Raw genomic sequence first — 26023 nt, 5'->3', positions numbered from 1 at the left:
GCGCAGGCGGGTCATCAGCACCTCCAGGAGATCGCCCTACCACCAGGCGTGGAAGTGGTGCACCGGGCCGCGCCCTTGACCCACATCAAGGCGCCGGCTCGCGGCCAGGGCCGCGCCCAGCCACTGCTTGGCGCCCGCCACCGCGGCCGGCAGGGCCTCGCCCAGGGCCAGGCGGGCGGCGATGGCCGAGGAGGGGGTGCAGCCGGTGCCGTGCAGGTTGGCGGTGTCGACCCGGGCGCCCTCGATCCAGTGGGTCGCCTCGTCGGTGATCAAGAGGTCGGGGCACTCCTCGCCGGAGAGGTGGCCGCCCTTGAGCAGGGTGGCACCGGCACCCAGCGCCCGCAGCGCCGGCGCCAGGGCCAGCATGCCGTCGCGGTCGTCCGGCACCGGGGCGTCGAGCAGCACCGCGGCCTCCGGCAGGTTGGGGGTGACCAGGTCGGCCAGCGGCACCAGCACCTCGCGCACCGCGCGGATGCCGGCATCGTCTACCAGGATGTCGCCGCTCTTGGCCACCATCACCGGGTCGAGCACCACCCAGCGGGGGCGGCGACGGGTCAGCGCCTCGCGGATCACCTCGGCCACCTCGCGGCTCGCCACCATGCCGATCTTCACCGCGTCGATGCGTACGTCGTCGAGCAGGGTCTCGAGCTGGGCGGCGATGAACTCGGCGGGCACCGGGTGCACGCCGGTGACGCCGCGGGTGTTCTGGGCGGTCAGGGCGGTGATCACGCTGGTACCATAGGCGCCCAGCGCCGAGAAGGTCTTGAGATCGGCCTGGATGCCGGCGCCGCCGCTGGGGTCGGAGCCGGCGATGGTCAGCACATTGGGAATCACGCGCGTGGACGGGGCGGATGCGTCGGTCATGCGGTCACCTGAGAAGGGAAGAGAATGCTGAGTCTGTTCGTGGTGGCCCTGGTCAGCGCCACCCTGCTGCCGGGGGGCTCCGAGGTCTGGCTGGCGCGGCTCTGGTGCCTGGGCGAGCCGGCCCTGATGCTGTGGGCGGTGGCCACCGCCGGCAACACCCTGGGCAGCCTGATCAACGTCTGGATGGGGCGCTATGCGCGCCGCTTCCAGGACCGGCGCTGGTTTCCCGCCTCGCCGGCGGGGCTGGCCCGGGCCGAGCGCTGGTACTTCCGCTTCGGCGAGTGGAGCCTGCTCTTCTCCTGGGCCCCGGTGGTGGGCGACCCGCTCACCGTGCTGGCCGGCGTGTTCCGGCTGCCCTGGTGGCGGGCCATCCTGCTGATCACCGTGGCCAAGGGCGGGCGCTACGCGGTGGTGCTGCTGCTCGCCCACCAGTGGCTGGCGCCGCTTTGCCAGTAAGCCGGCAGGAGGCGCCAGTCCTTGGCTAGAGCACCGAGGGCAGCCAGGTGGCGAGCCCCGGCATCAGCGCCAGCGCGAGCAGCATGGCCAGCTGCATGGCGATGAAGGGCGTCACCCCCCGATAGATCGCCGAGGTGGGCACGGAGTCCGGCGTCACCCCGCGCAGATAGAAGAGCGCGAAGCCGAAGGGCGGCGTCAGGAAGGAGGTCTGCAGGTTCACCGCGATCATGATGCCGAGCCAGATCGGGTCGACCCCCATGGCCAGCAGCACCGGCCCGACGATGGGCACCACCACGAAGGTGATCTCGATGAAGTCGAGGATGAAGCCCAGCAGGAAGATCACCAGCATCACCACCAGGGTGGCGCCCACCACGCCGCCGGGCAGCGCCTCGAACAGCTCGGTGACCAGCTCCTCGCCGCCGAAGGCGCGGAACACCAGCGAGAAGAGCGCGGCGCCGATCAGGATCAGGAACACCATGCTGGTGACCTGGGCGGTGGACTGCACCACGTCGCGCAGCACCGGCACGCTCAGGCGACGGTTCACCAGCGCCAGCAGGAAGGCGCCGAAGGCACCCACCGCCGAGGCCTCGGTGGGGGTGGCGAAGCCGCCCAGGATCGAGCCCAGCACCGCCACGATCAGCAGCACCGGCGGCACCAGCCCCTTGAGCAGCAGCGGCCAGAGGCTGCCGGTGTGGCCCAGCTCCTTCATCAGGGAGTCACGGTCGGCGGGTGGGGCGGCATCGGGCTTCACCCAGGCGGTGATCACCAGGTAGACGATATAGGCCACCACCAGCAGCAGGCCCGGCACCAGGGCGCCGATGAAGAGATCGCCCACCGAGAGGGTGCGAGGGCTCCACACCCCCATGGAGAGCTGGGCCTGCTGGTAGGCGTTGTTGAGCACGTCGCCCAGCAGCACCAGGGCGATGGAGGGCGGGATGATCTGCCCCAGGGTGCCGGTGGCGCAGATGCTGCCGGTGGCCAGCGACGGCGAGTAGCCGCGCTTGAGCATGGTGGGCAGCGAGAGCAGCCCCATGGTCACCACGGTGGCGCCGACGATGCCGGTGGAGGCCGCCAGCAGCATGCCCACCAGCACCACGGCGATGCCCAGCCCACCGCGCAGGGCGCCGAAGGCTAGCGACATGGCGTCGAGCAGGGTCTCGGCGATGCGCGACTTCTCCAGCAGCACCCCCATCAGCACGAAGAGCGGCACCGCCAGCAGCGTCTGGTTGGTCATGATGCCGTAGAGGCGGTTGGGCATGGCGCCCAGGTAGCGGGTCTCGAAGGGCACCGGCACGCCCATCTGGATCAGCGCATAGCCGATGCCGGCGAAGATCAGGGCGGTGCCGGCCAGCGACAGCGCCACCGGGTAGCCCAGCATCAGCACGCCGCAGACCGCGGCGAACATGATCAGCGGCATGAACTCGAGGAGGGTGGCCAGCATCACAGGAGCTCCTCGTGCTGCGGGGTGTCGTTGGGCAGGCGGTGGCGGATGATCAGCACCTGGCGGATCAGCTGGGCGATGCCCTGGATCAGCAGCAGCGCCATCATCACGAGTATCAGGGTCTTGAGCAGGTAGACGCCGGGAATGCCGCCGTCCGGCGAGCGCTCCATGATCGCCCAGCTGCTGCGCACATAGGCGAAGCTGCCGATGGCGATGAAGAGCACCACCGGGATCAGCAGGAAGAGGGTGCCGCAGAGGTCGACCCAGGCGCGCCCCCGGGCAGTGAGGCGGCGGTAGAAGATATCCACACGCACATGGCCGTCGCGGCGCAGGGTCCAGGCGGCGCCGAGCATGAAGACCGCGGCGTGCATGTACATCACCGACTCCTGCATCACGGTGTTATGGATGCTGAAGACGTAGCGCATCACCACGATGGTGAACTGCACCAGCATCATGAGGAGCACCAGCCAGGCGATGCTGGTGCCGATGCGGTCGGTAAAGGCGTCCAGGCCCCGGAGCAGGGCCGGTTCGCGGGCAGGGGGTGTCATGGGAAGTCTCGTGCAGAAGCGGAAACGACGGGCATCATCGCCGATTCGGCGACGATCGTCATCCCCGGCTCTCAATCCGGGCTCTCAACCCTGGGTGTCACCCTCGAGCGTCACTCTCGCGTATCCCCCGGCGCCTGGCTCTCCTCAGCCTGGCTCGCCCTTGAGGCGGGCAGTCATGGCCTGCAGGCAGGCGGCAGGCAGCCGGACATCCACGGCGATCGGCAGGTGGTCGGAGAACAGGTGGTCCAGGACCCGCACGTCGTCGGCCTGCAGCGAGTTCGACAACAAGATGTGGTCCAGGGCGCGGCGTGGCTGCCAGGAGGGGTAGCTGAGGAGCGGGCGCACCGGATGCAGCGACAGCGAGGCGCAGAAGCGCTGGTGGCCGTGGAGCTGCTCGGGTGTGCAGTTGAGGTCGCCCATCACCACCACGTGGCGCAGCGGCTGGATGATCTCGGAGAGATAGTCGAGCTGGCGCACTCGGGTGCGATGACCCAGCGCCAGATGGGCCACGAAGAGGTGCAGAGCGTTGGGGCCCTCGCCGAAGCGGGCGTGGATGGCACCCCGTCCCGGCAGGGTGCCGGGCAGGCGGTGCTCCTCGATCCGGCTGGGGGCTAGCCGCGACAGCAGCCCGTTGCTGTGCTGCGCGATGCGGCCCAGGTTGCGGTTGAGCTGCTTGAAATGGTGCGGGAAGCCCCCGCGGCCGGCGAGATACTCTACCTGGTTGACGTTGCTGGAGCGAAAGCTGCCGCCGTCCACCTCCTGGAGGCCGACGATATCGAAGCGCCCCAGCACCTCGCTGACCATGTCCAGCCGGCGCAGGCGCTTGGGGTGGGGCAGCAGGTGTTGCCAGCTGCGGGTCAGGTAGTGGTGATAGGCCGAGGTCTGAATGCCCACCTGCATGTTGAAGGTGAGCAGCTTCAGGTGGCCGCCCTCGAGGGGCGGCGTCCTTGCCTCGGCCAGATGTGACATCTCAGCTGTCACTACGCTCCTCGCGGACCTTCTCGATCAGCGCGTCGGCGATCTGGGGCATGTTGGAGAGGCTGCCGGCGCTGCTGGGCGTGACCAGGTAGCGGCCGTCGATCACCAGGGCGGGCACCCCCATCAGGCGCATGGCGCGCAGCCGCGAGTGGGCCTGGTTGACCTTGCTCTTCACCGCGAAGGAGCCGAGTGCCTGGCGAGCCTCCTCCTCGCTGACGCCATAGCCGCTGAAGAAGTCGGCCAGGTCATCGGTCTCGGTGAGGCGACGGTTCTGCTGGTGGATGGCGTCGAAGAAGTCGGCGTGGACCGCCTCGACGATGCCGAGCTCCTCGGCGGCGTAGAAGGCCGCGGCGTGCTTGTTCCAGTCGCCGCCCATGGTGCCGGGCAGGTGCACCACGCTGACGTCCTCATCGAGGGTCTCGTACCAGGCGGTGACGTGCTGCTGCAGGTTGTAGCAGTGCGGGCAGCCGTACCAGAACGCCTCGGTGACCTCGATCTGGCCCTCGGCGACACGGGTCTCGACGGGCTGGGGCAGCACCTCGTAGTGCTGGCCCTCGACCAGCGGGGAGGCGGTGGCCAGGCTCGACAGGCCGAGGCCGGCAAGGGCGAACATCAGGGGCTTGAACATCACGTACTCTCTCCTTGGATGATCCGGCGAGGCCGGGCGTCGCTGCCTTTGAGCGCGTTCACCACCGAGGGTTCCCCGGTGGCGGCCGGGCCTTCGATGATACGACAAGGGCGGCCCGAGGGCCGCCCTGGCGAGAACTGAGCGTGGCGCCGCTGCCTGCGACGGGCCGGGCTTAGTGCAGGCCGTACATGTAGTTGGCCACGGCTTCCATGTCGTCATCGCTCATCTTGGCGGCGATGTCGCGCATGATGTTGGCCGGGTCGTTGGCCCGCTCGCCGGAGGCGAAGGCCTGCAGGGTGGCGACGGTGTACTCGACGAACTGCCCGGAGAGCGCCGGGTAGGCGGCGCTGCCGATGCCTTCCCCGGTGGGGGTGTGGCAGGCGGCGCAGGCCGGGATACCCCTGGAGAGGTCGCCGGCCCGGTAAAGCTCCTCGCCGCGAGCCAGCTGCTCGGTGTTGTCGGGATCGACCTGGCCCAGGTTCGCATCCTGCTCGGCGAAGTACTTGGCGACATCCCAGGCGTCCTGGTCCGAGAAGTCGTCCACCTGGCCGGCCATCTGGGGCACCAGGCGGCGGCCGTCGCGGATGTCCATGATCTGCTTGGCGGTGTAGGACATCTGCTGGCCGGCGAGATGCGGGAAGGCCGAGGAGGGGCTGATGCCGGACGGGCCGTGGCAGGCGGCGCAGCTCTGCGCTTTCTCGCGGCCTGCCGCCGCATCGGCGTCGGCCTCCAGGTCGGCGTGGGCGGCGCCGACGGCGCCCATGGTAAATGCCAGGCTTGCCAGTAACTTTCTCATCGCTAATCCACTTTGCCGTTACATTGTTGACCGGTACGTACCCTGGGAGCCGCCCGGATCGCGAGCCTGCTCGGGGCCTTGCGCAGGCGCCGGCGGTTCGCGGACGTCGAGGGCGCGGTGGTACACTAGCGTGCCCCGGGTCGCAGACAAAAGACACTGCATTATACCGAATCACCCCGGCGGCGGGAATGCAAGCCGCGCCCCGTCTCCCTTCGACCATCGTCAGGATGTCACCGCCATGGCGCGACTCAACTATCAGACTGCCCGTTTCCTCACCAGCGCCCCGACCCTGGCCCAGTGTCCGCTCGACAGCGGCGCCGAGGTGGCCTTCGCCGGACGCTCCAACGCCGGCAAGTCCAGCGCCATCAATACCCTGACCCGTCAGAAGGCCCTGGCGCGCACCTCCAAGACCCCCGGCAGGACCCAGCTGATCAACTTCTTCACCCTGGGCGAGGATGCCGACCGGCGCCTGGTGGACCTGCCCGGCTACGGTTTCGCCAAGGTGCCCGAGCAGGTCAAGCTGGAGTGGCAGCGCCACCTCTCGGACTACCTGCAGCGGCGCGCCTCGCTGCGCGGCCTGGTGCTGGTGATGGACGTGCGCCACCCGCTCTCCGAGTTCGACCAGACCCTGCTGGGCTGGGCCGACGACCAGTCGATGCCGGTGCATATCCTGCTCACCAAGGCCGACAAGCTGAAGCGCGGCGCGGCGGCCAGCGCCCTGCAGCAGGTTCGCTCGCGCCTGCGCGAGTGGGAGGACCTGGTGACCGTCCAGCTCTTCTCGTCCCTCAAGGGGCAGGGCATCGAGGAGGCGCATGCGCGCCTGGACGCCTGGCTGCTGGGCAGCGAGGAGGGCTAGCGCCGCCTCTCCAGCCAGGCGATCAGCTCGGGCAGCTCGCGGACGTGGTCCAGGCGGTGGATGCCGGCGGGCAGGGCGCGGTCGTCCGGGCCGATCCAGGCCGCCTGCATGCCCAGGCGGCGCGCCGGCAGGGCATCCTCGGCCCAGGAGTCTCCCACGTGCAGCGCCCGTGATGGCGGGGTGCCGAGCCGGGCCAGGGCGGCCAGGAAGGGGCGTGGGTCGGGCTTGGGGGCGAGCAGCTCGCCCGCGGCGATGGCCACCGGGAAGTGGCGCCCCAGCGCCAGGCGGGCGATCTCCACGTTGCCGTTGGTGATGCTGGCCAGCCGGTAGCGCCTGCCCAGCTCGTCCAGCAGCTCGTCCACTTCGGCGTGGGGCGTGACCTCGTGCCTCAGCACCATGAAGCGCGCCATGGCACGGCTGGCCCAATGGTCGGCGTGCTCCGCGGCCAGGCCATACTCGTTAAGCAGTTCGGTCAATGCACGGTGGCGCAGCCAGGTGAAGTCGCCGCGGCGCAGCGGGTGGGCGCCGGCCAGGCGAAGGCGGCGCTCGATGAAGGCCGCCAGCGGGAAGCGTTCGGCGAAGCGGCCGCGGGCGCCTGACGGCTCTGCCCCGTCGGCGTGGCCGCCGAGGCGCTCTTCCAGCCGATCTTGCCTCCGCTCTTCCAGCCATGCGTGCAGCGCCGCGTCCAGCCAGGCGTAGTGGCCCTCCTCGGTGCGCCGCATCACCCCGCCGTTGTCCCACAGGGTGTCGTCCAGGTCGAAGGTGATCGCCTCGAGTCTCACGATGGTTCCTCGTCGGGTGCCGCGGCGGGCCGGCGCCGCGCCCGCGGGTGGGCAGCGTCGTAGCTGGCCGCCAGGTGCTGCCAGTCGAGGCGGGTATAGACCTGGGTGGTAGCCAGGTTGGCGTGGCCCAGCAGCTCCTGGACGGCGCGCAGGTCCTGGCTCGACTCCAGCAGATGGCTGGCGAAGGAGTGGCGCAGGCGGTGGGGGTGCAGGTGCTCGTCGAGGCCGCGGCGGCGAGCGATCAGCGCCAGGCGCTGCTGGATGGCGCGGTGGCCGAGGCGGGTGCCGCGCTGGCCCACGAAGAGCGCCGTCTCGCCGGGCGCCGCCAGGGTCTCGCGCAGGGCGAGCCAGGTGTCCAGCGCGCGGCGCGCATGGCGGCCCACCGGCACCTGGCGGGGCTTGCCGCCCTTGCCCAGCACCCGCACCCGCTCGGGCTGCAGGTCGGTCAGGTCGAGGCCCGCCAACTCGGCCAGGCGCAGGCCGCTGGAGTAGAAGAGCTCCAGCATCGCCTGGTCGCGCACCGCCAGCGGCGAGCCGTCGTGAGGGGTCTCCAGGAAGCCCTTCAGGCGGTCGACGTCCACCGGCCGCGGCAGGTGGCGCGGCTGGCGCGGCGCCCGGGTCAGGGCCACCGGATTGTGGGTCAGCCGACCGGCGGCCACCAGGTGGTCGGCCAGCCGCGAGATCGCCGAGCGCCGCCGGGCCAGGCTGCGCGGGGCCAGGCCCCGGGCGCGCTCATCGCCCAGGAAGCGGCGCAGCAGGGCGGCGTTCAGCCGTGACCACTCCTCGATGCCGCGCTCGTCCAGGAAGGCCAGCAGGGCGGCGAGGTCGCGGCGGTAGGCGTCCAGGGTGGCCGGGCTCGCGGTGCGGGCGAGCCCGGCCAGGAAGGCCTCGACCTCGCGGGCCAGGGGCGTGGCAGGGGGGCGCTCAGTCATGGCGCCGGGCGTGGCGCACCAGCAGCCGGGCCACCACGTCGCCCACGTATTCGGTGAACAGGGTATCCATGCTGGCGCGGAAGTGATCGGCGTCGGGGCTGGCCAGCACCAGGTAGCCCAGCGGCTCGCCCAGGGTCAGTCGGGTGATGGCGCAGGAGCCGGAGCGCCGTGGCGCCGTGGTATGGGGCAGCAGCCGCTTCCAGTCGGTGGGGGTGAGCCGGGTGCAGCGGCTGGTGCGGCCGTCGAGCAGGGCCGCCAGGCGTGAGCCGGCGTGCTCGTCGAGCACCTGGCGCGGCGCCTGGGGCGGCTGGGGCTCGGCGTCGGTGAGGCTGGCTGGACACCACAGTGCCACCGCCGGCGTGGAGAAGCGCTCGCAGAACTGGGTGGCCAGGGCCTGGCCCAGGGCGTCGCCATCCTCGGCCTCCAGCAGGGCCAGCACCAGCTCCCGGGTGCGGCGGTACTGGGCCTCGTTGTGGCGGGCCGACTCCAGCAGCTGCTCGAGGCGCCACTCGGCCTGCTCGGCGCGGGTGCGCAGATCGTGGACCAGCCGCTCCAGCAGCGAGGTGGCGCCGCGGGCCTCGGGATGCGGCACCTTGAGCTGCTGCAGCAGGCCCTCGCGACCGACGAAGAAGTCCGGGCGGGTGGCCAGCCATTCGGCGACCCGGTCCGGGTCGAGGGTCTTGCGCGGTTCGGGGGCGGCTCGTGACATGCGGATTCCTCGGCGGTCGGCCCGGTGGGCTCAGGTCAGGATGATGCGGCCGTCATAGACGCGTTCGGCGGGGCCGCTCATGGCCAGAGAGGTGCCGGGGCCTCCCCATTCGATGCTCAGGTCGCCTCCGGGCAGGTGCACGGTGACCGGGCTCTCGAGCAGCCCCTGGCGGATGCCGCAGGCCACCGCGGCGCAGGCGCCGGTGCCGCAGGCCAGGGTCTCGCCGCTGCCGCGTTCGTACACCCTCAGGCGGATCTCGTGGGGGGAGACGATCTGCATGAAGCCCGCGTTGACCCGCTTCGGAAAGCGTGGGTGGGCCTCGATGGCGGGCCCCAGGCGCTCGACGGGGGCAGTGTCGACGTCGTCGACCCGCAGCACCGCGTGGGGGTTGCCCATGGAGACGACGCCGATCTCGATGCGCTCGCCGTCGACCACCAGGGGGTGCAGCGGGCGATCCTCGGCGGCATCGAAGGGCAGTGCCTCGGGGGCGAAGCGCGGCTCACCCATGTCGACCCGCACTCGCCCGTCGTCCTCCACCAGCAGCACCAGCGGGCCGCCGGCGGTCTCCACGTGGATCTCGTGCTTGTGGGTCAGGCGCTGGTCGCGCACGAAGCGGGCGAAGCAGCGCGCCCCGTTGCCGCAGTTCTCCACCTCGCTGCCGTCGGCGTTGAAGATCCGGTAGCGGAAGTCCATGTCCGGGTCCCGGGGCGGCTCGACGATCAGCAGCTGGTCGAAGCCGACGCCGAAGCGGCGGTCGGCCAGGCGGCGGATCTGGTCGTCCTGCAGACGCGCCCGCTGGGTGACCAGGTCGATCACCATGAAGTCGTTGCCCAGCCCATGCATCTTGGTGAAGTGCAGCAGCATCAGCGAGCGCCCTCCTCGTCGGGCAGTAGCGCCTCGCCGGCCCACAGCTCCTCGAGGCGCTCGCGGCGGCGCACCAGGTGGCTGGCCTCGCCGTCCACCATCACCTCGGCGGGGCGCGGGCGGCTGTTGTAGTTGGAGGCCATCACGAAGCCGTAGGCGCCGGCGGAGCGCACCGCCAGCAGGTCGCCCGGGGCGATGGCAAGCTCGCGCTCCTTGCCCAGGAAGTCGCCGGTCTCGCACACCGGGCCCACCACGTCGTAGGTGGCGCTCTCCCGGGCGCGGCGGGTATCCACCGGCAGGATCGCCTGCCACGCCTGGTAGAGGGCGGGGCGGATCAGGTCGTTCATGCCGGCGTCGACGATGGCGAAGTTCTGGGTCTCGCCGGGCTTGAGGAACTCCACCCGGGTCAGCAGCACGCCGGCGTTGGCGGCAATCGAGCGGCCCGGCTCGAAGAGCAGGGTCAGCCGCTCGCTGCCGGCCCAGCGGGAGAGGCGCTCCAGCAGGGCCGAGGCGTAGTCGAAGGGCGCCGGCGGATGCTCGTCGCGATAGGGCACGCCGAGGCCGCCGCCGAGGTCCAGGTGCTCCACCTCGATGCCCCGCTCGCGCAGGCGCTCGAGCAGCACCAGCAGGCGGTCCAGGGCGTCCAGGAAGGGCGAGAGCTCGGTGAGCTGGGAGCCGATATGGCAGTCCAGGCCGGTCACCTTCACATGGGGCAGGCTCGCGGCCAGTTCGTAGACCGCCAGCGCCTCGTCCACCGGGATGCCGAACTTGTTGTCCTTGAGCCCGGTGGAGATGTAGGGGTGGGTGCCGGCGTCCACGTCCGGGTTGACCCGCAGCGACACCGGGGCCACCTTGCCGAGCCGGCCTGCCACCTCATTCAGACGCTCGAGCTCGGGGCGCGACTCCACGTTGAAGCACTTGATGCCCACCTCCAGCGCCCGGGCCATCTCGGCCTCCTGCTTGGCCACACCGGAGAAGACCACCTTGGCGGGGTCGCCGCCGGCGGCCAGCACCCGCTCCAGCTCGCCCACGGAGACGATGTCGAAGCCGGCGCCCAGGCGGGCCAGCAGGCCCAGCACGGCGAGGTTGGAGTTGGCCTTCACCGCGTAGCAGATCAGGTGGGGGTGGCCGCCCAGCGCCTCGGTATAGGCGCGGAAGTGCCGGGCCAGGGTGGCCTTGGAGTAGACGTAGCAGGGCGTGCCGAACTGCTCGGCGATGCGGGTCAGGGGGACCTCCTCGCCGTAGAGCACGCCGTCGCGATACTCGAAATGATCCATGCCTAGGTCTCGCTGTCGTCGGGGGCGTTGTCGGCGTCGCGGGGGCCGTACTGCTCGGCCGCCTGCTCGTCATCGGGCAGGTAGAGGGGGCCCTTCTGGCCGCAGCCGGCCAGGCCCAGCGCCATGACCAGCGCCAGGGGCAGGACGGCGAGTGCCAGGCGGCGCATCAGGCGCCGGCCTCCGCGGCGCTCTCCATCGCGGCCAGGGCGTCGCGGGCCCGCTGGGCGGCGGCGCGCACCTGATCCGGGGCGGTGCCGCCGATATGGTTGCGGGCGGCCACCGAGCCCTCCAGGGTCAGCACCGCGAAGACGTCACCCTCGATGACGTCCGAGAACTGCCGGAGCTCCTCGAGGCTCATCTCGGAGAGGTCCTTCTGCTGCTTGAGGCCGTAGGCCACGGAGAGGCCGACGATCTCGTGGGCGTCGCGGAATGCCACGCCACGGCGCACCAGGTAGTCGGCCAGGTCGGTGGCGGTGGAGAAGCCGCGGCGGGCCGCCTCGGCCATCTGCGCCTTCTTCGGCTCGATGGCCGGCACCATGTCGGCGAACGCCTTGAGGCAGTCCTTGACGGTGTCCACGGCATCGAACAGCGGCTCCTTGTCCTCCTGGTTGTCCTTGTTGTAGGCCAGCGGCTGGGACTTCATCAGGGTCAGCAGGCCCATCAGGTGGCCGTAGACCCGGCCGGTCTTGCCGCGCACCAGCTCCGGCACGTCCGGGTTCTTCTTCTGCGGCATGATCGAGGAGCCGGTGCAGAAGCGGTCGGGCAGGTCGATGAAATCGAACTGGGCGCTGGTCCACAGCACCAGCTCCTCGCTCATCCGCGACAGGTGCATCAGCAGCAGGCTGGCGAAGGCGGTGAACTCGATGGCGAAGTCCCGATCGCTCACCGCGTCCAGGCTGTTCTCGGCGGGGCGCGCGAAGCCCAGCAGCTCGGCGGTGACGTGGCGATCGATGGGGTAGGTGGTGCCGGCCAGGGCGGCCGCGCCCAGGGGCATCACGTTGAGCCGGCGGCGGCAGTCGAGCAGCCGCTCGTGGTCGCGGGCCAGCATCTCGTGCCAGGCCAGCAGATGGTGGCCGAAGGTGACCGGCTGGGCCGTCTGCAGGTGGGTGAAGCCGGGCATGATGGTGTCGGCCTCGCGGTCGGCCAGTTCGATCAGGCCGCGGCGCAGGCGGGCGAGCTCGGCGGCCACCCGGTCGATCTCGTCGCGCAGGAAGAGGCGGATGTCGGTGGCCACCTGGTCGTTGCGGGAGCGGCCGGTATGCAACTTCTTGCCGGTGATGCCGATCTTGTCGGTGAGGCGTGCCTCGATGTTCATGTGCACGTCTTCCAGCGCCACCGACCACTGGAACTCGCCGCGCTCGATCTCTCCGCGGATCTCGGTCAAGCCCTGGACGATGGCGTCGCGCTCGGCCTCGCTGAGCACCCCGACCCGGGCCAGCATGGTGGCATGGGCGATGGAGCCCTGGATGTCGTGGAAGGCCAGCCGCTGGTCGAAGCCGACCGAGGCGGTGAAGCGGGCGACGAAGGCGTCGGTGGGCTCGTTGAAGCGGCCGCCCCAGGACTGGTTGGTGCCGGCGGTGGTGGAATCTGCGCTCATCGGACTTTGCATCCTGCGTAACGGGTTGCGGTGAAGCGGGGCCACAGGGCCCCGGCGCCGCCGCGGCGGCGCTGGCTGGACATGCCGGGCAGTGTACCAGAGTCCGTCGGCCTGGCGAGGGGGCGTCCGGGGCGTCGGTTTCTCCTGCCCTGCCGGGTGCTTTATGATGACAGCCGATATGCTCTAGAGAATGCCAATATCATCGGGCGCCGGCGACGCTGGACGCCGGCAGGGGACCGGGACAGGGAGAACTTCGTGCAAGCTATCACCAAGCTGCGTATTGCCACCCGCAAGAGTCAACTGGCCCTGTGGCAGGCCGAACATGTCCGCGACCGCCTCATGGAGCTCCACCCCGGCCTTGAGGTGGAGCTGGTGGCCATGTCCACCCGCGGCGACAAGATCCTCGATACGCCGCTGGCCAAGGTGGGGGGCAAGGGGCTGTTCGTGAAGGAGCTGGAGGAGGCGATGCTCGACGGCCGCGCCGACATCGCCGTGCACTCCATGAAGGACGTGCCGATGCACTTCCCCGAGGGGCTCGGCCTCTCGGTGATCTTCGCCGGCGCCGAGGCCACCGACGCCTTCGTCTCCAACCACTACCGGAGCCTCGACGAGCTGCCCGAAGGGGCGCGCATCGGCACCTCCAGCCTGCGCCGCGGCCTGCAGATGCAGGAGGCGCGCCCGGACTTCGAGATCCTCTCCCTGCGCGGCAACGTCCAGACCCGCCTGGCCAAGCTCGACGCCGGCGAGTTCGACGCCATCATCCTGGCCACCTCCGGGCTGCGCCGCCTGGGCCTCGACGAGCGCATTGCCATGGAGCTGCCCCCCGAGGTGTGCCTGCCGGCCTGCGGCCAGGGGGCGCTGGGCATCGAGTGCCGCCTCCGCGACCCCGAGCTGATCGCCCTGCTGGCGCCCCTGGACGACCCCGATACCGCCACCCGGGTGCGCGCCGAGCGCGCCATGAACACCCGCCTGGAGGGCGGTTGCCAGGTCCCCATCGGCGGCCATGCGGTGTTCGAGAATGACGGCCAGACCCTGTGGCTGCGCGCCCTGGTGGGCACCCCGGACGGCAGCCGGGTGCTGCGCGCCGAGGGGCGCGGCTCCATCCACGAGCCGGAGGCGCTGGGCATCCGCGTCGCCGAGGAGCTGCTCGAGATGGGCGCCGGCGAGATCCTCGCCGAGGTCTACGGCGCCGGCTGATGGGCGCCCAGCCGGTCGTGATCACACGCCCCGGCGAGCGGGGCGGCGTGCTGGCCGCGGCCATCGAGGCTCAGGGCCTGCCGGTGGCCCGCCTCGAGGCGCTGTGCCTCGAGGCGCTGCCCGAGACGCCGGAGCAGCGCGCCGCCTGGCTCGACTTCGACCAGTTCCGGCGGGTAGTGGTGGTGAGCCCCTTCGCCGCCGAGTGTCTGGCCGAGGCGCTGGACCGCTACTGGCCGCAGCTGCCTGTGGGCATCGACTACTACGCCGTGGGGGCGGCCACCGCCGCCGCCCTGCACCAGGCGCTCGGCGTGCGGGTGCATGTGCCGCCTGCCGCGGCCGGCGAGGACACCAGCGAGGCGCTGCTGCGGCTGGGCTCCCTGCAGCGCCTCGATGGCGAGAAGGTCCTGCTGGTGGCCGGCGAGGGGGGGCGCACCCTGCTGGCCGAGACCCTCGCCGAACGCGGCGCCCGCCTGACCCGCCTGGCGGTCTATCGCCGCACCCCGCTCCCCCCCTCTCCCGACATGCAGCGCCGCCTGGCCCGGGGCGACTTTCGTGCCCTGGTGGTCAGCAGCGGAGAAATCCTCGAACATCTGGCAAGATGGTGCACAGGTGCCGCCTTGAACCAACCGCTAATCGTTTCCAGCGCCCGGTTGGCTACACTGGCCGGCAAACTGGGGTTTCGTGCCCCTGTCGTGGCGTCCGGCGCCACGCCGACCGCGCTGACGACGGCCTTGGCCGCCGCCTGCCACCCGCAGGAAGCCGATGTCGATCAAGACGATCTCGAAAAGGGCTAGCGACAAGATGAGCAAGCAACCACACGAGCAGGATGAGCAGAAGGCGTCTGACGGCGCGCAAGCGGCGACCTCGGGCGGCGACGCCGGCAAGGGCAATCACCAGAACCGGCGTCGTTCGCGGCGCTACGACAAGACCACCCAGGACTCGGCGCAGCCGGCGGCGAACAGCGTCGCCGCGCCGGCCAAGCCGACCGCTGCCTCCAAGGCCGCTGGCGCTGCCGACGACAAGGTTAAGCCCGCCGAGCCCCGGCCGGTATCCGGCGGCAGCGGCGCGGGTGCCGCGGCTCCCCCGGCTGGCGGCGGTGACGGCAAGGGCGGCAAGGCGGGCCTCGCCGCCATCGTGCTGGTGATCCTGCTGGCCATCGCCGTGGTGCTGTTTGGCTGGCAGGCGTGGCAGAAGCTCGAGGCCCAGCAGGCGCGCATCGCCGAGCTGGAGTCCGCCTCCGGTCAGTTCGCCAGCGCCGCCGACCTGGCGGGCCTGGAGAGCCGCCTGGACGAGGGCGAGCGCGAGCGCGACGCCGCCATCGCCAGCCTGCAGGGCGAGTTCGCCGACTATCGCGACGAGGTCAACCAGACCCTCGACCGGGTGCTCGACGAGCTCTCCAGCGAGCAGGAGGCCGACGAGCGCGACTGGCTCCACGCCGAGGCCGCCTACCTGCTGCGCCTGGCCAACCAGCGCCTGCAGCTGGAGCGCGATGTCCAGGGCGCCGCGGCCCTGCTGCGTACCGCCGATGATCGCCTGCGCGAGGCGGACAACCCCGCCCTGGTGCCGGTGCGCCGCGAGATCGCCAGCGAGCTGGCCGCCCTGGATGCCGTACCGCGGGTCGACCGCACCGGCCTGTGGCTGGCCCTCAACGCCCAGCAGCAGCAGATCGCCCGCCAGCCGCTCTCCCAGGAGATCGAGGAGGTCACCGTGCGCTCCGGCATCACGGAAGCGCCCAGCGGCACCTGGCAGCAGCAGCTTTCACGCTTCGGCCAGGAGCTCAAGGAGCTGGTCACCATCCGCCACCACGACGCCGACCTGGAGGCGCTGATTACCCCGGAGCAGGAGTCCTACCTGCGCCAGAGCGTGCGCCTGGTGCTGGAGCAGTCTCAGCTGGCGCTGCTCAAGGAGGAGCAGGAACTCTTCGAGGCGAGCCTCGACAAGGCGCTGACCCTGATCGAGGGCTACTACGACACCGACGCCTCCGGCGTCCAGTCGGTCGTCGAGCGCCTGCGCGAGCTCAAGGCCCAGGCGATTCGCCCGGAGCTTCCGGATATCAGTGGCTCCCAGCAGGCCCTGGCCACCTTCATCGAGCGCCGCTTCGAGTCGCGCCGGGGAGATGACGCATGAGAAAGCTGATCCTGATCGTCGTCCTGGGCCTGGCGCTCGGCGCGCTGTTCGGCCAGCTGATGATGTCCGTGCCTGGCTACTGGCTGGTGCGCGTCGGCGACACCTCGGTGCAGACCTCCTTCTGGTTCGGTCTGGTGATCCTGCTGGCCGGCTTCCTGGTGCTGCACTTCGCCCTGCGCGTGCTGATGCGCCTGACCCGCCCGGTCTCGCGCTTCAAGGTGTGGAACAGCCGCGCCCGCAACCGCAACGCCATGAAGCGCACCGTGCGCGGCCTGGTGGCGCTGGCCGAGGGGCGTTGGAAGAAGGCCGAGAAGTCGCTGGTCAAGGCGGCGGACGACTCCAGCACCCCGCTGGTCAACTACCTCTCCGCGGCGCTGGCGGCCCACTACCAGGGCCGCTTCGACCAGGCCGACACCCTGCTCAAGCGGGCGCACCTGAGCACCGAGGGCGCCGATACCGCGGTGGGCATGATGCAGGCCCAGCTGATGCTGGACCGCCAGCAGTACGAGGAGGCCCTGGCCATCCTCACCCGCCTGGATCGCCAGCTGCCCAACCACCCCCAGGTGCTCAAGCAGCTCAAGCAGGCCTACCTCAGCGTCAGCGACTGGGACGGCCTGCGCCGCCTGATGCCGCGCCTCGGCGCCCAGCAGCTGATCTCGAAGGAGGAGCGCGACCAGCTCGAGCAGCGCGCCTACCGCGAGCTGATCGTGCGCGAGGCCCGCGAGGGCAGCGATATCGAGAGGGTACGCAGCCTGTGGGCCGACATGCCTGACCACCTGCGCGGCAATATCGACCTGATCGTGCTCTACGCCGAGGCGCTGGTGCGTGGTCGCCAGGAGCCCATCGCCGAGCGCCTGCTGCGTCACTCCCTCAAGGAGCACTGGGACAGCCGCCTGGTGCTGCGCTACGGCCTGCTCGACGTGGATGCCGCCCGCCAGCTGGTCACCGCCGAGAAGTGGCTGCAGGAGCGGCCCAACGACCCGGACCTGCTGCTCACCCTGGGCCGCCTGTCGCTGCGCAACGCCTACTGGGGCAAGGCCCAGGAGTACTTCGAGGCGAGCCAGCGCCAGCGTCCCAGCGGCGTGGTCTGTGCCGAGCTGGCGCGGCTCTACGCCAACCTTGGCGAGCACAACAAGAGCCAGCTCTACTACCGCCAGAGCGTGGAGCTGCTCGACAAGTCACTGCCCTCGCTGCCCCAGCCCCGCGAGGACAAGGACGTGCTGGCCGAGAAGCGGCCCTCGAAGGCGAAGTCCGAGGGCAGCGCGGACAAGGGCGACACGCCTGCAGGAGCGCAGGCCGGCGAGAAGAAGCCGGCCTGAGGCCGGGCGGCTCCGGCCGCCCTGCCACCACCCGAGAAGGGGGCGCCATCCGGCGCCCCCTTCCTGCTTTCAGCTTCCTGTTTCTTCCTTGCTTCTGCTTCCTGCTTCTTCGTTGTTGCCGGCATGAGCCCGCGGGACACGGCCGCGGCGAGGCCAGGGGGCGACGCCGTGCAGCCGAAAAAAAGCGGGGCTGCCGATGGCAGCCCCGCCTTGCCTTGCGAGGGTGCTGAGCCGGCGGCTCAGTCCTCGTCGAAGTCCCCCTTGAACTCGGGGTTGGGCTTCGAGCGCGGGTCCTCCTCGCCGGCGCGGCTGCTCTCGCCGGAGCGCGGCTGCCCACCGGGGCGCCCGTCGATATCGAAGTTCTGCTGCATGAGGCGCAGGTTCGCGGGGGGCGCCTCGCCCTCCTTGCCGACCCCGAAGTAGAGGGTGGTGTGGGGGAAGGGGATCTCGATGCCCTTGCCGTCGAAGTGCAGCTTGACCAGGCGGTTGTAGGCGCGGCCGGTGGCCCACTGGGTGCCCGGGGTGGTCTTGATGCGCACCCGGATGTTCACCGAGCTGTCGGCCAGGGCGGTGACGCCGGCGACCTCCAGCGGGGCGAGGATGTTCATCTTGTGCTCCTCGTCGCCGGCCAGCTCGTCGAAGGCCTCGCGCAGCGCCACGATGGCGTCATCGATGCTCTCGCGATAGGCGATGCCGTACTCGCCCACGTGGTAGCCGAACTCGCGCATGTAGTTGGAGACGGTATCCACGCTGGAGAAGGGCACGATGTGGTAGGTGCCGTTGAGGTCGCGGATGCCCACCGAGCGGATGCTCAGGCGCTCGGCGGTGCCGGTGATGCCGCCCACGGTCACCACGTCCCCGGTGTTCATGGCGTTCTCCACCTGGATGAAGATGCCGGTGATGATGTCCTGGACCAGCTTCTGGGCGCCGAAGCCGATGGCCAGACCCAGCACACCGGCACCGGCGATCAGCGGGCCGATGTTGATGCCGATCTCGGCCAGCACGATCATCGCCGTCATGGTGATCAGGGCGATGGCCAGGGCGTTGCGGAACAGCGTCAGCAGGGTCTTGGCGCGGGCGTCGGGCTCGCCGGCGCCCGTCTCTGGGTTGAGCTTGTGCTCGATCAGGCTGGCCAGGCCGAGCCAGGCGCCGATGGCGATCACCAGGATCATCGCCACGCTGACTACCTTGCCGACCAGACCGCGGCCCGCCTCGGAGGCGTACCAGCCCGCCAGGTCGAAGGCGCCCCAGGCGCTGAGCACCAGCATGATCACCAGGATCAGGATCACGGTGCGGATCACCCGCAGGGCGTTGGGTACGTAGCTGTTGAGGCGCGGCTCCAGCAGCGGCAGCTTGCGGCGCAGGTCATCGGAGAGGGTGATGCGTCGGCCGATGGTCTGGGTCAGGAAGCTGGAGAGCAGCATGCCCACCACCACCGCGGCGATGGTCCTGAGGGTGGCGAAGAGTACGAAGGGCAGGGCATCCACCGGGCGCGTCAGGGTCACCACCAGCACCATCACGAAGTAGGCCAGGGCGAACAGGTGCCAGGTGCGGGCGAAGAGCTGCAGGCTCACCCGGGTGGCGGCCATGGTGGCGCGGTTGGCCTTGTCGTTGATGGCGTCGCGCAGGCGCAGGCGGTTCTTCATCACCACGATCACCGCGTAGAGGAAGGCGCCGAACATGATCAGGGTGCCGACCCCCTGGCCCAGGGCCGGGGCGATGTAGACGTTGATCAGCGGGACCACCACCATCAGGCCGTAGCCCACCAGGCCGATCAGCCGGGCGATCCAGCGGTTCCAGTAGGAGGCCTCGGCGGCGGTGATCGGCAGCAGGCGCAGCCCCTCGTAGCGCGACGAGAAGAGCACCCGCAGCGCCGCCTTGAGCAGCTCGATCACCAGGAAGGCGTTGAGGAACAGCGAGGCGCGGGTGGAGAGCTCGCCGGTCTCGCCGATGGCGAAGGTGGCAACCAGGTTGCCGCCCACATAGGCCAGCGCCACCACCAGCACGTCCACCAGGGCGGCCAGGGCCACGCAGATCACCAGACGCAGTACCGGGGTGAGCCCCTCGCCGTTGAGCGACCACTGACTGATCCCGGTGAACAGCGGCTTGGCCAGGCGCCGGAAGGCCATGAACAGCACGAGGGTCGCCAGGATCACCAGGCCCAGGTTGATGGTCGCGCTGGTGAAGGCCGCGGTGTCGAAGGTGCTGTCTTCCAGGCCGCCGGTGAAGAGGTCGCCGACCGCCTCCACGGCACTGCCGAACTGGCCGCCGATGTCGCTGGCGATGCGGCTGGTCAGCTCGGCCAGCTGACGGGGCAGCGAGGCCGTGGCGGCCTCCTCCGCGGGTGGCTCGGCGGCGGGCGCCTCGGCCATGCCGCGCAGCTGCTCGATCAGCTGCCGGCGGGTCTCCTCGTTCTCGAGCAGGTCGGCCAGGGTGGCATTCGCCGGCTGGCTGCCCGCTGCGTCGGCCGGCTGGGCCTGGGCCGGGCCGGCCAGCGCCAGCAGGGCGATCAGCAGCCAGCCGAGCATCAGGGGTAGGGCTCGCATGGGGTTCACGCTGTGACCTCCGTCTCTTGCGTGTTGGCGATGTGTCGTGTCGTGTGAATCCAGGGGTAACGCTGGTTTGGCATGATACGGGCTTTGCGGCGAGACCTCGACCCGACCTGTCGCGGCGGCACAGCGCTGTACAGGTCATGTAGACCGTTCATGGCATGCGATACTGGGGGGCAGGCGCGCGCAGGGCGCGCGATTTCAGGCGAAGGAAGAGGAGATGGGGATGGCGATCAGCCTGCTGCTGGTGGCGGCCGGAGGGGCCTTGGGGGGCATGGCGCGCCTGGCGGTCGGCAATGCGGTGAGCCGAAGGCTCGGCAGCGCCTTTCCCTTTGGCACCCTGGCGGTCAACCTCAGCGGTGCCCTGGTGATCGGCCTGCTGGCGGGGCTCATGGGGCTGCCAACGGTCGGCGAGGAGAGCCGCGCCTGGTCCCTGGCGGCGATTGGCCTGCTGGGCGGCTATACCACGGTGTCGTCCTTCAGCCTGCAGACCCTGACCCTGTGGCAGCAGGGGCGGGCCACGGCGGCACTGGCCAATGTGGCGGCCACCCTGGGGATGGGGCTTGTCGCGGTGGCCCTGGGCGCCTGGCTGGCGGGAGGCCTGGCATGATCGACTGGCGTGCCTATGCCGCCGTGGGGGCCGGCAGTGCCCTCGGCACCTCGCTGCGCTACCAGCTCAGCCTGGCGCTGCTGGCGGTGCCGGGGCCCTGGTTCCCCTGGGCGACGCTCGCGGTCAATGGGCTGGGCTCCTGGCTGATCGCCCTCTTCGCGGCCTATGCCGTCGGCCGACGGCACGGTCGGGTGGCGCGCTGGCAGCCCTTCCTGGTGGCCGGCTTCTGTGGCGGCTTCACCACCTTCTCGCTGTTCGGGCTGGAGGTCATGGCGCTGCTGACCCAGGCGCGGCCGCTGGCCGCGCTGGGCTACGGCCTGGCCAGCCTGCTGCTGTGGCTGGCCGCCGCCTGGCACGGCCACGGCGTGGGGCGGCGGCTGGCCGGGGCCTGAGGGCTCACTCCGGGATCTGCCAGGTATCGGGACACTCGGCGGCGGGATAGAGGCGCTGGGCGGTGGTGGCGCTGCAGCGCTCGGCGAGTCGCGTCCTGTGCCCGTCCAGGCGGGCCAGCAGTGCCTTGTCGGGGTGGCGCACGGTGAGCAGCGTCAGCTTCTCATGGCGACGGACGCGGTAGTCGGTGGCCAAGGCGTCGGCCAGCGGTTCGAGCTTCTCGGGCGCCGGGTCGACGCAGAGCCGCAGCCGCAGGGCCTCGACGTCGAGCAGGTTGGCATGCAGGCCGGCCTCGGCGAGCCGAGCCAGTATCTCCGCCATGCGCGCTTCGTCCAGGAAGCCGCCGTCCCGGGGGCTGACATCGAGCAGCACCTGGTCGTCGCGCAGCATGAAGGCGGGCTGGCGGTCGCCCTCGCCCGGCTCGGGGCCGATGGTGCTGGGCGGGGCCTCGGGCTCCAGGAAGGAGCGCACCGTCAGCGGAATGCCGGCCCGCTGCAGCGGGGCCAGGGTGCGGGGGTGGATCACCTTGGCGCCGTACCAGGTCTGCTCCAGGGCCTCGTCATAGCTGAGGCGGGCAATCTGGCGCGCGTTGGTGAAGCGCCTCGGGTCGGCGTTGAAGAGCCCCGTCACGTCCTTCCAGATGGTCAGCTCGTCGGCGCCCAGGGCCTCGGCGAGGATCGCCGCGCTGAAGTCGGAGCCCTCGCGGCCCAGGGTGGTCATGGCGCCGCCCTCGGTGGCACCGATGAAGCCCTGGGTCAGCAGCACCTCGTCGCTCTCGGCGGCAAGCGAGGCGATGCGCTCGTGGGTGGCCGCCCAGTCGATCTCGGCCGTCTGGTGGCGGTCGTCGGTGACGATCAGCGCCCGGGCGTCGCACCAGCGGGTCGCCACGCCGATCTCGTTGAGCCAGGCGGCCACCAGGGTGGTGGAGAGCAGCTCGCCCATGCCCACGGTCTGATCGTAGTGAAAGGGGTAGGGGGCCTCGCGGTGGGCGCCATGGGCGGCGTCCAGCTCATCGACAAGCCGTGACAGCTCGGCCGCCACCTGGCTGTCCGGGCCGAACAGCGCGCGGGCCACGGCCAGGTGGTCGTCGCGGATCGCCGCGAGCCACCGGCGGTAGTCGGCCTGGTCATCCCGGCGGGCCGCCGCGAGCAGCGCCTCCAGGGCGTTGGTGGTCTTGCCCATGGCCGAGACCACCATGGCGCGGGGGCGCGCCACCCCCTCGGCGAGCAGCGCGCCCAGGCGGCGAATGGCGTCGGCATCCTGGATCGAGGCGCCGCCGAACTTGTAGACCCGGGGCATCACTGACTCCCTTCACGATGGGTTTCCTCCACCTTAGAGGCCAGGGCCGCCGCTGGAAAGTGCCGCGGTGCGCAAGGCAACTATCACGTAACCGACACCTTGCCGTCATCAAGCGTCGCTAGTGTGGCACCTGTCCACTTATCTAGACGACTACACATGAGCCTCTACGCCGTTGACCGTGAGTCCGGGCTGGCCCTTTACCGCCAGATCGCCAGCCGACTCGAACAGGAGGTGCGTCACCGTTTCGTCCCGGGTGACGGCCTGCCCTCCGAGACCGCCCTCGCCGAACAGTTCGGCGTCAATCGCCATACCTTGCGCCGTGCCGTGGATGAGCTGGTCGAGGCGGGGCTGCTGGAGCGGCGCCATGGGCTCGGCGTGTTCGTGCTGGATACCCAACTGGACTACCGGATCACCCAGGCGACCCGCTTCACCGAGAACCTGGCCTCGCTCGGCCTGATGACCGACCTGCGCATCCTGCGCAAGCAGACCCTCGGCGCCATCGCAGGAGTGGCCGAGCGGCTGGATATTGGCGTGGGAGAGGCGGTGCACTGGATCGAGACGCTGCGGTTGGTGGAGGGGCGCCCGCTGTGTGTGATCTCGCACTTCGCTCCGGCCGAGCGCTTTCCCGATCTGCTGGAGCGCTTCGAGCGCGATTCGCTGCATGCGTTGCTGGAGGCGGGCTACGGCTGCCGACTGCGTCGTACCGAGAGCCTGGTGACGGCGGTGCTCCCGCAAGGGGACGACGCCAGGATGCTGGGCATGCCGCAGAACCGACCGGTGCTGCGGGTCAAGAGCGTGAACGTGAATGACCGGGATGGTACCCCGGTCGAGTACGCCATCACCCGGTTCCGCGCAGACCGGATCCAACTGCGCCTCAACCCATGAAGGTCTCGCAAACCTCGCTGAACGTCATTCCCCCCACAGGAGCTCCTGCAATGTATCTGAAACCTCTTGCCTCGATCAAACCGCTTGCCGCTGCCACCCTGCTGCTGGCGCTTCCGCTTGCCGCCATGGCCACGCAGAACGACGGCAGCGCCGGCAGCCCCCTGCGGGTGATCCTGGTGCCCGCCGATGGCGGAACCGAGGACGGCACACGCCGCGACTTCCAGCCGGTCTTCTCGGCCATCGAGCAGGTGACCGGCCTGCATTTCGACATCAAGGTGGGCCAGAGCTACGGCTCGGTGGTGGAGGCGATGTGCAACGGCGTGGCCGACATCGCCTGGTTTGGCCCGCTGAGCTACCTGCAGGCCCGCGATCAGGGCTGCGCCGAACTGCTGGCGCTGGCCGTGCGCGACGGCGGCTCCGTTTACTACTCCGGCCTCTTCGCCCATGCCGACAGCGGCATCGAGACACTGGCCGACTTCCCCGGCAAGCGGGTGGCGCTGGGCGACGTCAACTCCACCTCCAGCTTCGCGGTGCCGTTGGCGATGATGCTCGAGGCGGAGATCGACCCGGTGAACGATCTCGGTGCCATCAACATGGCCGGCAGCCACGCCAACGTGCTCCAGGCCCTGGCCGAGGGCCTGGTGGATGCCGGCGGTGCCTCCTTCGATTCCTACGAGCGCGCGGTCAACGGCGGGTCGATCGACCCGAGCCGGATCACCGTGGTGGCCAAGAGCGAGCCGATTCCCTACCCGCCGCTGGCCATCCATCCCGATGTCGATGGGGGAGTCAAGGCGACCCTGCGCGACGTCTTCAACCGCATCGACCAGCTGCCGGGCATCACCCCAGAGCAGATTCGCGGCTACGGCGGCGGCCGGGTGGACGGCTACACCGCCGACGTCAGCGAAGAGGTGATGACCAAGGCCGGCGAGATGTTCGAGCGGGTCAACGATCCCCTCAAGCAGGACATCATCCGCAAGAGCAGCGTCCGCTGAGCGGCCGGTTCCCCCTTCACGCCCCGGGAGGCCGGCCCGTTACCACGGGCCGGCACCGCCCGGGCGTCAGCAAGAGGCAATGACATGATTCGCTTCGAGTCACTCAACAAGGTATGGCCCGACGGCACCCACGCCATTCGCGATGTCTCCCTCGAGGTACCCCGTGGGCAGTTCTGCGTGATCCTGGGCCCCTCCGGGGCGGGCAAGTCCACCCTGCTACGGGCCGTCAACGGCCTGATGCAGCCTTCCTCGGGGCGGGTGGTGATCGATGGCACCGAGCTCAGTGTCAGGACCCAGTCGGCGCTGCGCCGTCGCGTGGCCATGGTCCACCAGCACTTCAACCTGACCAACCGCATGAGCGTGGCCGCCAACGTGCTTGCCGGGCTGCTGCCCACGGTATCCACCATGCGGGCGATGTCGGGCTGGTTCCGGCCGGAGCAGCGCCAGAAGGCCTGCGAGCTGCTCGCCCAGGTGGGGCTCTCCCCGGCACACCTCAAGCGCCGCGCCGTGGATCTCTCCGGCGGGCAGCAGCAGCGCGTCGGTATCGCCCGGGCCTTCATGCTCGACCCCGAGGTGGTGCTGGCCGACGAGCCGGTCGCCAGCCTCGACCCCAAGATCTCCAGCGACATCCTGAGCCTGATTCGCGACGCGGCGCGGGAGCGCAATGCCACCGTGCTGTGCAGCCTGCACCAGGTCGAGCTGGCGCGGGAGTTCGGTGACCGCATCGTCGGCATGCGCGATGGCCAGGTCGTCTTCGATGGCTCGCCGGAGGCCTTCACCGACGAGTGCGTGGAATCGCTCTACCACGGCGCGGTGTGGGACGACACCACATCGGAAGAAGCGGACGGGTCATCGCTGGCTCTGGGCACGACCAATGTCTCCCTGGCGTAAGGAGAGAGCCATGACGACGCGACCTATTCCCGTGCCCCCCAAGGGGGCGGAAGTGAAGTGGCACCTGTCGCCCCCCTACAGCGCCAGGCACCTGCTGTGGCTGGTGCTGATCGTTGCCCTGCTGCTGGTGACCGGCCAGCGTACCGACATGGATCGCATGGTGGCGATGACCACCCAGGCGGTGGGCAACCTGATCGGCGTGGCGGATGACTCCCAGGTGGTGCGCGGCCTCTCGCGAGTCGGCACGGCGATGTGGCCCCCGGTGATCGGCGAGGTCGAGGAGGTCAACCGCATGGGCGACCTCGATCGCGACCGCCTGCCCCTGTTCTCCTACATCGAGGTGCAGGAGCGTGTCGAGCAGCGCATGAACCTCGAGACGCTGCAACTGGAGGCGGCCACCGAGCAGGTCGAGGTGCTGGTCAAGCCGCTCGGCTACGTCTGGACCGTCTTCGTCAAGATGGTCGAGACCCTGGAGATCGCCCTGTGGGGAACGCTGCTCTCGGTGGTGCTCTCCATTCCCCTGGCCTACTTCGCGGCGCGCAACTACAGCGCCAACCGCTTCACCTACACCGCCGCCCGAGGGTTCATCAGCCTGCTGCGCTCCGTTCCCGAGCTGATCGTGGCCCTGTTTCTGGTGCTGGCCTATGGCTTCGGCCCGATTGCCGGGGTGCTGGCCCTGGGCCTGCATGCCGCGGGCTTCCTCGGCAAGTTCTACGCCGAGGACATCGAGAACGCCGACAAGAAGCCCCAGGAGGCACTGGAGGCCATCGGTGCCGGCAAGATCAAGACATTGTGGTACGGCGTGCTGCCCCAGGTGCTGCCGCAGTACATCGCCTACACCGCCTACATCATGGACCGCAACCTGCGCATGGCCACGGTGGTGGGGCTGGTGGGGGCAGGCGGCATCGGCCAGGAGCTCAAGGGCCGCTTCGACATGTTCCAGTATGGCCATGTGATGACCATCCTGATCGCCATCTTCATCTTCGTCTTCCTGCTCGATCAGCTGCAGGCGCGCATCCGTGCCCGACTGATCTGA

The 26023-nt window shown here is 70.2% G+C and carries 27 protein-coding genes; 12 read left to right on the top strand and 15 right to left on the bottom strand.

Annotation, left to right across the window (positions count from 1 at the left end):
* Positions 1-36: 36 nt before the first annotated feature.
* Complete coding sequence (gene thiD / locus DER72_RS05645; RefSeq protein ID WP_110069028.1) at positions 37-864, bottom strand: bifunctional hydroxymethylpyrimidine kinase/phosphomethylpyrimidine kinase; 828 nt, start codon at positions 862-864, stop codon at positions 37-39.
* Between the two features lie 24 nt (positions 865-888).
* On the opposite strand from thiD, the gene DER72_RS05640 reads away from it, so the two are divergent.
* Positions 889-1320 (top strand): YqaA family protein, encoded by a 432-nt coding sequence (locus DER72_RS05640; RefSeq protein WP_110069027.1) that lies wholly within the window; start codon positions 889-891, stop codon positions 1318-1320.
* Positions 1321-1345: 25 nt separating this feature from the next.
* Here DER72_RS05640 and DER72_RS05635 read toward each other — a convergent pair whose 3' ends face one another.
* From DER72_RS05635 to DER72_RS05615, 5 genes are all read right to left on the bottom strand, one after another.
* Positions 1346-2761, bottom strand: coding sequence for a TRAP transporter large permease subunit (locus tag DER72_RS05635; protein WP_110069026.1), 1416 nt, complete (start codon positions 2759-2761; stop codon positions 1346-1348).
* Complete coding sequence (locus DER72_RS05630; protein WP_110069025.1) at positions 2761-3309, bottom strand: TRAP transporter small permease subunit; 549 nt, start codon at positions 3307-3309, stop codon at positions 2761-2763. The genes DER72_RS05635 and DER72_RS05630 overlap by 1 nt, the downstream gene beginning before the upstream one ends.
* Before the next feature lie 144 nt (positions 3310-3453).
* Positions 3454-4278, bottom strand: a complete 825-nt coding sequence (locus DER72_RS05625; protein ID WP_110069024.1) for an endonuclease/exonuclease/phosphatase family protein — start codon at positions 4276-4278, stop codon at positions 3454-3456.
* Between the two features lies 1 nt (position 4279).
* Positions 4280-4915: a thiol:disulfide interchange protein DsbA/DsbL gene (locus DER72_RS05620; RefSeq protein ID WP_110069023.1), complete on the bottom strand. Its 636-nt coding sequence runs from the start codon at positions 4913-4915 to the stop codon at positions 4280-4282.
* A gap of 172 nt (positions 4916-5087) precedes the next feature.
* Positions 5088-5711: a c-type cytochrome gene (locus DER72_RS05615; protein ID WP_110069022.1), complete on the bottom strand. Its 624-nt coding sequence runs from the start codon at positions 5709-5711 to the stop codon at positions 5088-5090.
* A 238-nt stretch (positions 5712-5949) separates the two neighbouring features.
* Between DER72_RS05615 and yihA the strand changes: the two genes are divergently transcribed.
* Entirely contained in the window at positions 5950-6567 is a 618-nt protein-coding gene (yihA, locus tag DER72_RS05610) for a ribosome biogenesis GTP-binding protein YihA/YsxC (RefSeq protein WP_110069021.1), read from the top strand.
* Here the strand turns inward: yihA and DER72_RS05605 are convergent.
* The 7 genes from DER72_RS05605 to argH are packed head-to-tail and all read right to left on the bottom strand — an operon-like array spanning position 6564 to position 12728.
* On the bottom strand, positions 6564-7349 hold the full coding sequence (locus DER72_RS05605; RefSeq protein ID WP_309064159.1) for an HAD family hydrolase: 786 nt from the start codon (positions 7347-7349) through the stop codon (positions 6564-6566). The two genes, yihA and DER72_RS05605, sit on opposite strands and share 4 nt — an antisense overlap.
* On the bottom strand, positions 7346-8281 hold the full coding sequence (locus DER72_RS05600; protein ID WP_110069019.1) for a tyrosine recombinase XerC: 936 nt from the start codon (positions 8279-8281) through the stop codon (positions 7346-7348). Before DER72_RS05600 ends, DER72_RS05605 begins: the two co-directional genes overlap by 4 nt.
* On the bottom strand, positions 8274-8990 hold the full coding sequence (locus DER72_RS05595; protein ID WP_110069018.1) for a DUF484 family protein: 717 nt from the start codon (positions 8988-8990) through the stop codon (positions 8274-8276). Before DER72_RS05595 ends, DER72_RS05600 begins: the two co-directional genes overlap by 8 nt.
* A gap of 30 nt (positions 8991-9020) precedes the next feature.
* Positions 9021-9854, bottom strand: a complete 834-nt coding sequence (gene dapF, locus DER72_RS05590) for a diaminopimelate epimerase (RefSeq protein WP_110069017.1) — start codon at positions 9852-9854, stop codon at positions 9021-9023.
* Positions 9854-11131: a diaminopimelate decarboxylase gene (gene lysA, locus DER72_RS05585; RefSeq protein ID WP_110069016.1), complete on the bottom strand. Its 1278-nt coding sequence runs from the start codon at positions 11129-11131 to the stop codon at positions 9854-9856. Before lysA ends, dapF begins: the two co-directional genes overlap by 1 nt.
* 2 nt (positions 11132-11133) lie before the next feature.
* On the bottom strand, positions 11134-11298 hold the full coding sequence (locus DER72_RS05580) for a lipoprotein (RefSeq protein ID WP_110069015.1): 165 nt from the start codon (positions 11296-11298) through the stop codon (positions 11134-11136).
* Entirely contained in the window at positions 11298-12728 is a 1431-nt protein-coding gene (gene argH / locus DER72_RS05575) for an argininosuccinate lyase (protein ID WP_110069014.1), read from the bottom strand. The genes DER72_RS05580 and argH overlap by 1 nt, the downstream gene beginning before the upstream one ends.
* A gap of 255 nt (positions 12729-12983) precedes the next feature.
* Here argH and hemC point away from each other — a divergent pair, with 255 nt between their 5' ends.
* Genes hemC through DER72_RS05555 form a run of 4 tightly spaced genes read left to right on the top strand, consistent with a single transcriptional unit; the run spans position 12984 to position 17371 of the window.
* Positions 12984-13925 (top strand): hydroxymethylbilane synthase, encoded by a 942-nt coding sequence (hemC, locus tag DER72_RS05570; protein WP_110069013.1) that lies wholly within the window; start codon positions 12984-12986, stop codon positions 13923-13925.
* Entirely contained in the window at positions 13925-14719 is a 795-nt protein-coding gene (locus tag DER72_RS05565; RefSeq protein WP_110069012.1) for a uroporphyrinogen-III synthase, read from the top strand. Before hemC ends, DER72_RS05565 begins: the two co-directional genes overlap by 1 nt.
* Before the next feature lie 7 nt (positions 14720-14726).
* The gene (locus tag DER72_RS05560) at positions 14727-16052 is read left to right on the top strand and encodes a uroporphyrinogen-III C-methyltransferase (RefSeq protein ID WP_110069011.1); all 1326 of its coding nucleotides are present in this window, start codon (positions 14727-14729) and stop codon (positions 16050-16052) included.
* Positions 16049-17371, top strand: coding sequence for a heme biosynthesis HemY N-terminal domain-containing protein (locus tag DER72_RS05555; protein ID WP_110069010.1), 1323 nt, complete (start codon positions 16049-16051; stop codon positions 17369-17371). Before DER72_RS05560 ends, DER72_RS05555 begins: the two co-directional genes overlap by 4 nt.
* 239 nt (positions 17372-17610) lie before the next feature.
* On the opposite strand, the gene ybiO is transcribed toward DER72_RS05555, so the two are convergent.
* Complete coding sequence (ybiO, locus tag DER72_RS05550; protein WP_110069009.1) at positions 17611-19926, bottom strand: mechanosensitive channel protein; 2316 nt, start codon at positions 19924-19926, stop codon at positions 17611-17613.
* Between the two features lie 220 nt (positions 19927-20146).
* On the opposite strand from ybiO, the gene crcB reads away from it, so the two are divergent.
* Both crcB and DER72_RS05540 read left to right on the top strand, forming a co-directional pair.
* Entirely contained in the window at positions 20147-20530 is a 384-nt protein-coding gene (gene crcB, locus DER72_RS05545) for a fluoride efflux transporter CrcB (protein WP_309064158.1), read from the top strand.
* Positions 20527-20922, top strand: coding sequence for a CrcB family protein (locus DER72_RS05540; RefSeq protein WP_110069007.1), 396 nt, complete (start codon positions 20527-20529; stop codon positions 20920-20922). The genes crcB and DER72_RS05540 overlap by 4 nt, the downstream gene beginning before the upstream one ends.
* A 4-nt stretch (positions 20923-20926) precedes the next feature.
* Here the strand turns inward: DER72_RS05540 and DER72_RS05535 are convergent, their stop codons facing one another.
* Positions 20927-22219: an aspartate kinase gene (locus tag DER72_RS05535; RefSeq protein ID WP_110069006.1), complete on the bottom strand. Its 1293-nt coding sequence runs from the start codon at positions 22217-22219 to the stop codon at positions 20927-20929.
* Positions 22220-22375: 156 nt separating this feature from the next.
* Between DER72_RS05535 and phnF the strand changes: the two genes are divergently transcribed.
* From phnF to phnE, 4 genes are all read left to right on the top strand, one after another.
* Positions 22376-23104 (top strand): phosphonate metabolism transcriptional regulator PhnF, encoded by a 729-nt coding sequence (gene phnF, locus DER72_RS05530; RefSeq protein ID WP_110069005.1) that lies wholly within the window; start codon positions 22376-22378, stop codon positions 23102-23104.
* 50 nt (positions 23105-23154) lie between these two features.
* Entirely contained in the window at positions 23155-24096 is a 942-nt protein-coding gene (locus tag DER72_RS05525) for a phosphate/phosphite/phosphonate ABC transporter substrate-binding protein (RefSeq protein WP_110069004.1), read from the top strand.
* Positions 24097-24180: 84 nt separating this feature from the next.
* On the top strand, positions 24181-24987 hold the full coding sequence (gene phnC, locus DER72_RS05520; protein WP_110069003.1) for a phosphonate ABC transporter ATP-binding protein: 807 nt from the start codon (positions 24181-24183) through the stop codon (positions 24985-24987).
* 10 nt (positions 24988-24997) lie between these two features.
* On the top strand, positions 24998-26023 hold the full coding sequence (gene phnE / locus DER72_RS05515; RefSeq protein WP_110069002.1) for a phosphonate ABC transporter, permease protein PhnE: 1026 nt from the start codon (positions 24998-25000) through the stop codon (positions 26021-26023).

Source organism: Halomonas sp. A11-A, assembly GCF_003182195.1.
Lineage (GTDB): Bacteria > Pseudomonadota > Gammaproteobacteria > Pseudomonadales > Halomonadaceae > Halomonas > Halomonas alkalicola.
Note: the sequence above shows the minus strand (reverse complement) of the source record. Positions and strands in the feature narration are given on the sequence as shown.